The organism is Pseudomonas sp. GXM4, assembly GCF_008923895.1.
GTDB lineage: Bacteria > Pseudomonadota > Gammaproteobacteria > Pseudomonadales > Pseudomonadaceae > Aquipseudomonas > Aquipseudomonas atacamensis.
Map to the genome: position 1 here is coordinate 1 of NZ_WBRZ01000363.1, position 4,480 is coordinate 4,480.

A 4,480-nucleotide genomic window follows, 5' to 3' on the forward strand; every position below is an offset into this window, starting at 1 on the left:
TTCCAATGGGACGCGGAGCGTCCCGAGCTGCATTCCCACGCAGAGCGTGGGAACGATCAAAATACCGCATTCGCGAGCAGGCTCGCTCCCACAGGGAAATGTGCATTATCTGGCATCTGGCTTAGCCAGGAAGGTATAAACACACGGCAGCACGAACAGCGTAAACAACGTGCCGATCGACATCCCCGTCGCAATCACCATGCCTATATCAAAGCGGCTCACGGCTCCCGCACCGGTGGCCAGAATCAGCGGCACCATGCCGAACACCATTGCCGCCGTCGTCATCAGCACCGGGCGCAAGCGAATTGCCGCTGCTTCCTCTACGGCTTCACGGGCGCTCAAACCCTTGTCCTTGCGCAACTGGTTGGCGAATTCGACGATCAGGATGCCGTGCTTGCTGATCAGGCCGATCAGCGTCACCAGCCCGACCTGGGTGTAGATGTTCATGCTCGACCAGCCGAGGAACAGCGGAATCAGCGCCCCGCAGATCGACAGCGGTACGGTCACCAGAATCACCAGCGGATCGCGGAAGCTTTCGAACTGTGCGGCCAGCACCAGAAAGATGATCGCCAACGCCAGGGCAAACGTGACCCACAATGCGCTGCCTTCCTGCACGTACTGGCGCGAGGCACCGCCGTAGTCGAAGGCAAACCCGGCCGGTGCTTCTTCGCGGGCAATCTGCAGCACGGTGTCGATGGCTTCGCCCATGCTCACCAGCGGGAAACCGGAAATCTTCGCCGCATTGAGCTGCTGGAACTGATTGAGCTGGCGCGGCCGTGCGCGGTCGCTGACCTTGATCAGCGTCGACAGCGGCAGCAATTCGCCCTGGGTGTTTTTCACGTAGTAATTGTTCAGCCAGTCCGGGTTGTCGCGGTAGGCCCGTTCAACCTGGGCGATGACCTTGTAGCTGCGCCCGTCGATGGTGAAGCGGTTGATCTCCGCCTCGCCGAGCAAGGTCGCCAGCGTGCTGCCGAGGTCAAGCATCGACACGCCCATCTGCGCGGCCTTGTCGCGGTCGATATCCACGACTACTTCCGGCTTGTCGAACGCCAGATCGAGGTCGACGAAGGCGAACTTGCCTGACTCCATGGCGCGTTTCTCGATGCGCTCGGCGACTTGCAGCAGCAGCTCGTAGTCATTGGCCGTGTTGACCACGAATTCGAAGGGCAGACCCTCACCGGTGCCGGGCAGGGAGGGCAGGTTGAAACCGAAGATCTGCAGGCCGGGAATGCTCTCCAGTTTGCTCTGCACCTCGGGGAGGATTTCCATCTGCGTGCGGCTGCGCTCGTTCCATGGCTTGAGCAGGAAGCCGCCGATACCGGCCTGCACGCCGTTGTAGCCGTTGATCTGGAACGATGAGTAGTACTCGGGAAACTCTTTGAAGATGGTGATGAATTCGTCGGTGTAGGTGCTCAGGTAGTCGAGGTTGGTCGGCTGCGGTGCGCTGGCCATCATGAAAATGATGCCTTGATCCTCGTCCGGGGCCAGTTCCGACTTGGTGAACTTGAGAAACACCGGAATCAGGCACAGCACGATCACCGCAAACACCAGCACCACCGGCCGGGTATTGAGCGTGCCGTGGAGCATGCTTTGATAACGGCGCTTGAGGCCTTCAAAGACTCGGTCGAGACGATGGGCCAGGCCGCTGGGATTCTCTTCGTGGCGCAGCAGAAACGCGCACATCATCGGCGACAGCGTCAGGGCGACGACGCCGGAGATCACCACCGCACCGGCCAGGGTCAGGGCGAACTCCTTGAACAGCGCTCCGGTCAGCCCGGTGAGGAAACCGATCGGCGCATACACCGCCGCCAGGGTGATGGTCATCGACACCACCGGCATGGCAATTTCCCGCGCGCCTTCCAGGGCTGCATCGAACGGCGTCTTGCCTTCCTCGATGTGCCGGTGGATGTTTTCCACCACGACGATCGCATCGTCCACCACCAGACCGATGGCCAGCACCATGGCCAGCAGCGTCAGCAGGTTCATCGAGTAACCCATCATCTGCATGAAGAACATCACGCCGATCATCGACAGCGGAATGGTCACCACCGGGATCACTACCGAACGCAGCGCGCCGAGGAACAGGAACACCACGACGATGACGATCAGCACCGCTTCGAACAGGGTTTTCACCACCTCATCGATCGACGCCTGAATGAACAGTGTCGCGTCGTAGGCGATTTCGCTTTTCAGGTTCGGCGGCAGCTGCGCTTCCAGCTCGGGCATCAGCTTGCGCACTTCCTTGATCACGTCCAGCGGGTTGGCGCCGGGAGTGGCCTTGATGCCGATGTATACCGATGGCGTGCCGCCGAACGAGCTGATCGAATCGTAGTTTTCCGCGCCCATTTCCACCCGCGCGACATCGCGCAGCAGCACGCGGCTGTCGCCATCGACCTTGAGCGGAATCGCCGCGAAGGCTTCGGCGGATTTCAGTTCGGTGTTGGCGTTGATGCTGGTGACGGTGTACTCGCCTTTCACTTCGCCGGCAGCGGAGAGGAAGTTGTACTGGCGCACCGCAGCGGTCACGTCGGCGGCACTGAGGCCGAAGCCGGCGAGTTTCACCGGGTCGAGCCACAGACGCATGGCGAACACCTGATTGCCGAGAATTTCCGCTTCGGCCATGCCCGGCAGCGTCGCCAGTTTTGGCTGGATGACCCGCGACAGATAGTCGGTGATCTGCGGGTTGCTCAGGTCCTTGCTGAAGAAACTGATGTACATCAGCGCCGAAGCGTCGGCGGATTCCTTGCTCAGCACCGGGTCTTCGGCGTCCTGCGGCAGCTTGTTCTTCACCTCGTTGGCCTTGGCCAGCAGTTCGGTGAACAAGCGGTCGGTGTTGGCACCGATGCGCGCGTAGATCGAAATCACCGAGAAGTTCTGCCGGCTGACCGAGGTCATGTAATCGATGCCCTCGGCGCTGGCCAGGCTCTGTTGCATCGGCTGGGTGATGTAGCCCTGAATGGTTTCGGCGTTGGCCCCGGGATAAGCCGTGGTCACCGTGATCAGGGCGTTTTCCATTTGTGGGTACTGGCGCAGCGGCAGCTTGCTCCAGGCCTGAAAGCCCAGCAGCACAATCAGCAGGCTGACCACGGTGGCGAGCACCGGGCGGCGGATGAACGGATCGGTAAAAGCCATGGGGATTCCTTGATCAGTCGGCGCGAGGCGGACTGTTCTGCTCGCCGAGGGTCTTGTCGTCGCTGATGGCAATGTGGGCGCCGTTGTCCAGTTTGATCTGGCCAGCCGTCACCACTTGTTCGCCGCTCTGCACGCCCTTGTTGATCATCACCAGGCCATCGCGGCGTTCACCGGTTTCGACGAAACGACGTTCGGCGATCAGCAGCGGTTGGCCGTTTTCATCCTTGGCGACGCTGCCGTCCTCGGCCTTCTTCTGCCCGACCACATAAACCGAGTTGCCGTACAGGGTGTAGGTGATCGCGCTTTCCGGCACGACGATGTGCTTCTGCGGATCGGGCAGCAGCACTTCAAGGCTGGCGAACATCCCCGGCAGCAGCTTGCCGTCGGGGTTGGCCAGGGTGGCGCGGACGAGGATATTGCGCGTGGTGCTTTCGACGATCGGGTTGATCGCGCTGATCTTGCCGGCAAAGTTCTGCCCCGGATACGCGGCGACGGTGAACTGCACGGGCTGGCCGATAGCGAGTTTCGGCACCGCTTGTTCCGGCACGTAGAAGTCAGCGTAGAGGCTGCTCAAATCCTGCAACGTGGCGATTTTGGTGCCGCTGGCGAGGTAGTCGCCGACGTCGACCTGGCGGATGCCGATGGTGCCGCTGAACGGCGCGAGGATGCGCTTTTTCGCCAGCGAAGCATTGAGCTGATTGACCGTGGCCTTGTTCTTTTGCAGCACGGCGGAGAGGCGGTCGTACTCGCCTTTGGAGATCGCGCGGCTGTCGACCAGTTGCGCGCCACGGCCGAAGTCCAGTTGCGCCAGGCCGAGGTCGGCGCGGGCTGTTTCCAACAGAGCGGTCTCGACGGCGCTGTCGAGTTGCAGCAACGGCTGTCCGGCCTTGACCTTCTGCCCGGATTCGAATTTGAGTTCAGTGACGGTGCCGGCGACTTCCAGACTCAAATCGACACCTTGCAGCGCCTTGAGCGTGCCGACGGTGGGCAGGCGCATCTGCCACGGCTGTTCGCCGGCAGTGGCCACGGCGACACTGATCGGCGGCTTGGGCTTGGAAAAGCCCTGGATCATCGTGTAGATCGAAAAGGCTTTATAACCGCCCAGCACCAGGACGAGCAGCAAAACAACACCCAACATGATCAGCATGCGGCGACGCAGCATATGTCCAGTTCCTTGGATAAATCATGAGACAGGCGGGCACATTACTCCGAGTCAGGTGGGGATTCCAACTGGCAGTTATTACGTGAAGGCCGGATATGAACCCTGTGGCGAGGGGATTTATCCCCGTTGGGCTGCGAAGCGGCCCCCTGAATCCTTCAGTCATACCGCAATTGCAGTTTTAAGGGC

At 61.0% G+C, this 4,480-nt stretch carries 2 protein-coding genes; both read right to left on the reverse strand.

Going from position 1 to position 4,480, the window contains the following annotated elements; genetic code table 11:
• Positions 1-105 precede the first annotated feature (105 nt).
• Positions 106-3,132 carry a multidrug efflux RND transporter permease subunit gene (locus F8N49_RS25880; RefSeq protein ID WP_016773425.1) on the reverse strand — a complete coding sequence of 1,009 codons (3,027 nt, stop codon included), beginning with the start codon at positions 3,130-3,132 and terminating at the stop codon, positions 106-108.
• A 13-nt stretch (positions 3,133-3,145) separates the two neighbouring features.
• Entirely contained in the window at positions 3,146-4,294 is a 1,149-nt protein-coding gene (locus F8N49_RS25885; RefSeq protein ID WP_151553124.1) for an efflux RND transporter periplasmic adaptor subunit, read from the reverse strand.
• Positions 4,295-4,480 lie beyond the last annotated feature (186 nt).